The sequence below is a fragment of the Pontibacter sp. HJ8 genome, from assembly GCF_054824225.1.
The window spans coordinates 1-5,672 of sequence record NZ_JSYF01000583.1 but is presented as its reverse complement, the minus strand read 5'-3'; the positions used below and the strand labels follow the sequence as shown (position 1 = coordinate 5,672).

5 protein-coding genes are annotated in these 5,672 nt (G+C 52.0%); 2 read left to right on the top strand and 3 right to left on the bottom strand.

Going from position 1 to position 5,672, the window contains the following annotated elements; translation table 11 throughout:
• Positions 1-220: 220 nt before the first annotated feature.
• Together OB13_RS19710 and OB13_RS19705 are read right to left on the bottom strand one after the other, a co-directional pair.
• Positions 221-1,150 carry a zinc-dependent peptidase gene (locus OB13_RS19710; RefSeq protein ID WP_461491897.1) on the bottom strand — a complete coding sequence of 310 codons (930 nt, stop codon included), beginning with the start codon at positions 1,148-1,150 and terminating at the stop codon, positions 221-223.
• Positions 1,151-1,176: 26 nt separating this feature from the next.
• Complete coding sequence (locus OB13_RS19705; protein WP_461491896.1) at positions 1,177-2,172, bottom strand: LuxE/PaaK family acyltransferase; 996 nt, start codon at positions 2,170-2,172, stop codon at positions 1,177-1,179.
• Positions 2,173-2,246: 74 nt separating this feature from the next.
• On the opposite strand from OB13_RS19705, the gene OB13_RS19700 reads away from it, so the two are divergent.
• The gene (locus tag OB13_RS19700) at positions 2,247-2,813 is read left to right on the top strand and encodes a hypothetical protein (RefSeq protein ID WP_461491895.1); all 567 of its coding nucleotides are present in this window, start codon (positions 2,247-2,249) and stop codon (positions 2,811-2,813) included.
• A gap of 77 nt (positions 2,814-2,890) precedes the next feature.
• On the opposite strand, the gene OB13_RS19695 is transcribed toward OB13_RS19700, so the two are convergent.
• Positions 2,891-5,299: an alpha-ketoacid dehydrogenase subunit alpha/beta gene (locus OB13_RS19695; protein ID WP_461491894.1), complete on the bottom strand. Its 2,409-nt coding sequence runs from the start codon at positions 5,297-5,299 to the stop codon at positions 2,891-2,893.
• 191 nt (positions 5,300-5,490) lie between these two features.
• Here OB13_RS19695 and OB13_RS19690 point away from each other — a divergent pair.
• On the top strand, positions 5,491-5,672 hold a 182-nt coding region (locus OB13_RS19690; protein WP_461491893.1), incomplete at its 3' end, for a DUF1573 domain-containing protein.

The window sequence follows — 5,672 nt, the reverse complement described above, 5'->3', positions numbered from 1 at the left end:
CCCCTTGAGGGGAGCTAGAGGGGTGTCTAAACGGCTGCTATGAAACAAGAGCTGTCGAATAGTATAGACAGGCTCCCCTCCTTGGATAAGGAGGGGCAGGGGTGGTTGGACGGTAGAGCTAATATGCCTTGATAAGGAGCAAAAGCGCCACCTATCGTAAAAGCGACTACTCCGGCAGAAGCCAGAAGACAAATAACTACTTCACAAGCATTACACCGCCTCAGGCTGCAGCGACGAGCGCACTTTTCTTCAGCATACAGCAGTTCTTATACTTCTCTCCGCTCCCACAGGGGCAGGCTTCGTTCCGGCCGAGGCGCTTGCCGTAGGGATTTAGAAGGCTCCGGAAGTCAATGCGGAAGCGGCGCCTGGGGTTTTGCTTGAATATTTTGGTGAGCAGTTCGTACAGGCGGGGGTGCTTCTCTGCCAGTTGACCGGGCTTTTCAAAGAAATACTCCGTTACCACAGCAAAGAATTCGGCTTCGCTGGTGGCTCCATAGGAGTTAATGTCAGAGTTCCCATTTTCGATCTGGCTGATCTTGCGGTACATCAGTTCCTGCCAGGGCCGCACCAGTTCCTCCGGCAAGTAAGCTTTTGGCACACCGTCTATCTCTCCATCGGCCTGGTCGAGCATGTGGGCAAACTCATGTATACCTACGTTCTTCCGATCTGCCATGTCGTTGAAGCCCTGCTCGAGCGCCGGCTTTGAGAGTGTCACGTAATGGTCATTCTGGAAAGGATTCACCCGCCCCAATACTTCGGAAACAGCTTCATTGTCTTTATCCTTGAACCGGTGAATACTCTCCGGAAACACCAGCACCTCCCCCAGGTTATGGTACTCCCAGTCCTGGAAGCCAAAGATTGGGATAATGGCACTTGCTCCTACCAGCACCCGAGTGGTATCGTCCACCTCCGTCTGTATACCTGTAATGCGTTTTTCGGATACAAACAGCAGCAGCATGCGCTCAAAACGCTGCTGATCTTCCTCTTTCAGGGTATGGTAAAAGCCAACGCGGTCCTGCAGGATCTTGCGCCACTCCACCGGGAAGCCCCTTTCCAGCACCTGCCTGCGCCTGCGCTCTTTGCGGGTGGCCCATCTATAAAAAAGCAGGCACATGCCTGCTACCATTGCTATAAAAAATACATATCCCATAAGCCCCTTTAACGCACGATCATCAGTTAGGATATCAGGAGATTGCAGCCCCTGATGTCAGAATTATCAAAGCGACCCAGCACTTCAAACTCCCCATTCGGCTGCAACCGGCCAATGTCTTTAGTCTCTATAAACGCACAGGAATCCACGTTGGCCAGGTCAATAACGTTGATGCCGCCTGAGCGGATGCCAGGCCGGATATCGAACGGGTCGTTGAGATCGCGCAGCAGTACGCGCAAGGTATAGCCGGGCTTGAAAAGGCCGTTCCCTAAAGAATAAGCCTGGGAAAGCAACTCGGTCATGCCATACTCGGAATGGATCACATCCACGCCGAAGCCTCTTTTCAGGTAAGCGTGCAGTTCCTCGCGGATCATTTCACGACGGCGTCCTTTCATGCCGCCCGTCTCCATAATCGTCACGTTGGTGAAGTCTACTTTACCCTGCACCTCATCCGCCAGATTCAGCAAGGCATACGAAACGCCGATGAGCAGGATCTCTTTGCCCTTTTGCTGAGCCCCGCTTATCGTTTGCAGCAAGGCGTCGTGGTTACGCAGGTAAAAACCCTCCTCCTGCTGCCCTGTCTGTTTTACAAAGTAATCCACCATCGCCACAAGCGAAGAACCACCCTGCTCCAGGTAAGAAGGCAGCAGCGCCAGCACGACATACTCTGTGAGGGGACTATAGTAATGCTCAAAAATCCGTTGGGTAGTGCGCGTATACCAATCCAGGCTGGCTACAAAATGGCGGCTGCGGGAAGACTGGGTCGTGCCGCTGCTGTAGAAGGTTACTTCCGGTTCAAAATCGCCCGTCTTTACTTCATGCGTTTTAAAAAACTCGATCGGCAGAAACGGAATCTCCGCTACCTGGTGGATCTGCTGCGGCTGCACCCGCAGGTGCTGCAGGTAGTCACGGTATACCGGGTTGTGCTGCGCCTGGTAGCGGAAAAGCTCCAGGGCTGCTTCATCGAAGTTAAGTGACTGATTATCGTGTAGTTGACTGATATATCGGGCTTTGAAATTCATACAAATAATTTATAACAATTCCTGTATCTGTCCGTTTGATTTAGTAAATTTAGCTTCATTTTCGGATATCCCACATGAGATACATGCTAAAGTATAGTATTGCCTGCCTCCTATTCCTGCTGGTCCTGAGCTCCTGCAGGAAAGAACCTAATTATGATCCTGTACCTGAAATAGAGTTCAGACGGGTGGAGCAGTACTTATTTGAAGAAAACAATGTAAAACGGGACTCGCTGGTACTGGTGATCGGCTTCAAGGATGGTGACGGCAACCTGGGCCTGTCCAGAGACACAGCATCTACTGACTGGCAGGCTCCTTTTAATCCAGGCTCTGCTTACCACGACAACTTCGTGACGACGATGTATGTGAAGAACCCGGCTACTTCCAATTTTGAGCCATATCCGTTCCCTATACCTGGCTTCCAGTTTTCGGGGCGCTTTCAACGACTTTCTGCTGATGACAGGCCGGAAACGCTGGAGGGAGAGATCAAGTATTCCATCAATGAAATCACTTCCGACCTGTTTATGCTGGGGCCTGGTGCCGTGATCAAGTTTGATGTCTACATTTATGACCGCAACAGACCGGTACCGAACAAAAGTAATGTTGTGACTACCGACGAAATAATCCTGTTTCAGCCCATGTAAGTCGAGGCGTATATCAAATAAAAGGCCCTGTAGTTGGATAGCTACAGGGCCTTTCGTTTGATATATCTTTCCCTGAGTTAGTAAATTTTCAGGTAAGTTGCCGGGTCAGCTTCGTGCATGATCTCGTAAACAGCCTCAAATACATCTTCCGTGTTTGGTTTGGAGAAATAATCGCCGTCAGAAGAGTAGGGAGGTCGATGCGCATGCGCTGACAGGCACTGCGGCTTGGAGTCCAGGTAGCGCCAGGCACCCTGCTCATCCACTACCTGCTGCATCATATAGGCCGTTGCGCCACCCGGCACATCCTCATCGGCAAACAACACCCGGTTGGTCTTTCGGATCGAATCGGTGATGGTATGCTCCAGGTCAAATGGCAATAGGGTCTGCACGTCGATCACTTCTGCAGAGATACCAAAATCCTGCAATTGTTTGGCTGCTTCCAGCACGATACGGCACATAGAGCCATAGGTCACGATGGTGATGTCTGAGCCTTCTCTCAGGATCTCAGGTTGGCCCAGAGGCACCGTGAACTCCGCTATGTTGCTCGGAATACGCTCTTTCAGGCGGTAGCCATTCAGGCATTCGATGATCAGCGCCGGCTCGTCAGACAACAGCATGGTATTGTAGAATCCTGCTGCCTGCGTCATATCGCGTGGCACCAGCACATGCATACCCCGGATGCTGTTGAGGATCATACCGATCGGCGAGCCGGAGTGCCAGATGCCTTCCAAGCGATGGCCACGGGTACGCACGATGAGCGGCGCCTTCTGCCCTCCCTTGGTGCGGTACTGCAGGCAGGCCACGTCATCAGACAGGATCTGGATAGCGTACAGCAGGTAGTCCAGGTACTGGATCTCGGTGATCGGGCGCAAACCACGCAGGGCTGCTCCTATACCTTGTCCGATAATCGTACACTCCCGGATGCCGGTATCGGTTACCCGAATCTCCCCGTACTTCTCCTGCAGTCCGGCAAAGGCCTGATTTACGTCACCAATGCGGCCCACGTCTTCGCCGATAGCAAACACACGCGGGTCGCGGGCAAGCATGGCATCAAAACAAGCCTGCAACACTTCCCGGCCATCGACCAGTGGGGCGTTCTCAGCAAATTCAGGTTTCACTTCCTCTACCAGCAACGCTGATTCATCGGACTGACTGTATAAGTAGGAGTTGAAGCGATCCGTATTCTCCCCCATGGTCTGCTCCAGCCAGCCGATCAGCTCGCGCTTTGCTTGGTTGTTCTCGTCGCGCACGTAGCGCAGCGCTTTTCGCACCGCTCGCACCGCGTCACTCCGAATCGGGGTACCCGTCTTGCGCAGTTCCTCGGTGATGGTAGCAATCTCAGTGATATGTTCGCTGGCTGAGGCCAGGTTGTCCATCAGGGTCAGTGCCACTTCGTGGTCTTCTTTGATGCCGGCAATAAAAGCGTTCCAGGCGTTGCCCCGGGCCTGGCGCACGGCATCTTTGGCCTGCGCCTCGATCTGGTCCAACTGCTCCGGAGTGGCAACTCCAGCGTTCAGCATCCACTCCCGCATCATCAGCAGGCAATCAAAGTCTGATTCCCAGCCCAGGCGCTCTTTTGATTTGTATCGTTCGTGTGAGCCCGATGTAGAGTGTCCTTGAGGTTGCGTGAGCTCTTCTACATGCACCAGCACCGGTACATGCTCCTCGCGGCATACCCGTACGGCCGCCTCATAGGTTTCACACAGGGCAAGGTAGTCCCAGCCTTTCACTTTGAATATTTCATACCCTTGCTCCTCGCGGCTATTGCGCTGGAAACCGGCCAGTATTTCAGAGATGCTGCCTTTGGTGGTCTGGTATTCGGCCGGCACAGAAATACCGTAGCCATCATCCCATACCGATACCAGCATGGGTACCTGCAGCACACCAGCCGCATTGATCGCCTCGAAGAACATCCCTTCGGAAGTAGATGCATTCCCAATGGTACCAAAGGCCACTTCGTTTCCATTCACGGAGAACTGGCTCAGGTGCTGAAGGTCCTGGTTCTGACGGTATAGCTTGGAAGCATAGGCCAACCCAACCAGGCGCGGCATCTGCGAAGCTGTGGGAGAGATATCGGCACTGGAATTCTTTGACTCGGCCAGGTTTTTCCACTTGCCTTCGTCATCAAGCAGGCGGGTACCAAAGTGGCCGTTCATGGCACGACCAGCCGTTGAAGGCTCTGCCTCTACATCCGTATGCGCATAGAGTTGTGCAAAGTATTGCTGCAGCGTCAGTTCACCGATCGCAAACATAAAGGTCTGGTCACGGTAGTAACCGGAGCGGAAGTCGCCTGCCTGAAAGAACTTGGCCATAGCCAGCTGGGCTACTTCTTTCCCGTCACCAAATATTCCGAACTTGGCTTTGCCCATGAACACCTCTTTGCGGCCGGCAAGGCTCGCGTGGCGGCTTTCCCAGGCTATGCGGTAATCGTTGAGTATTTCTTGGGCGCTTAGTCGTTGAGTTATAGATGCTTCAGCAGTTTGCATGTTTTCTCTGTAAAAGCTATTCATTAATTTTACCACCAAAAGTACAGATTTTTAGCCTATAATCAAATTTGAGCCATCCGGCAGAGCAAAAAGGCATAGTTGTTGAGACTGTATTTGTAAAAAGATTTTATACCTTTGTTTGCTTTGAAAAACAAAAATTTCACGACACGGCTTACTAAAAATTCCGGAACATGAACAAACATTTCTACTTACTTACAGTGCTTTGCCTGCTTTTTGCAGGTTTCCGTGCCAATGCGCAAGGCGAACTTAAATTTGAAAAAGAAACGCACGACTTTGGCACTATTGCCGAAGGCGTACAAGCCACTTACGAGTTTACAGTAAAGAACGTGGGTGATAAGCCTGTGGTTATAGC